Source organism: Escherichia sp. MOD1-EC5495, from assembly GCF_002965965.1.
In the GTDB taxonomy this organism is placed as follows: Bacteria; Pseudomonadota; Gammaproteobacteria; order Enterobacterales; family Enterobacteriaceae; genus Escherichia; species Escherichia ruysiae.
Window position 1 is genome coordinate 1 of record NZ_PTRI01000067.1, and the last position, 365, is coordinate 365.

Here is a 365-nt window from a genome sequence, read left to right on the forward strand (position 1 = left end):
GAAGTAACGCGCTTATTAAATTTGATTACACCGACACATTACAGATCAAATATGCTAATCATGGGTCAACCATGACATTAAACACACAGGGAACCGCTCACGCTGGCGTAACAACTAGACTATGGGGTAATTCTAGCCGTCCGGTTGTTTATGAAGTTGGCGTAGATGAGGCTCTGTATATGTTCTACGCACAGAAAACTACCAGCAATACCTACGAATTAACGGTTAACGGCGCGTGCAATGCAAGTGCATTTAATCAAGGCTCTGACCGGGATCTGAAAGACAATATTCAGGTGATCGATAATGCAACTAGACTGGCCCCCTGAATCTCCAGACAACCAATATCACTTAAATAAGTGATAGTC

Annotated in this window: 1 pseudogene; it reads left to right on the forward strand. The window is 43.0% G+C overall.

Going from position 1 to position 365, the window contains the following annotated elements:
* A pseudogene (locus BEG40_RS21995) lies at nt 1-311 on the forward strand (tail fiber domain-containing protein); the annotation flags it as partial.
* Between the last annotated feature and the right edge of the window lie 54 nt (nt 312-365).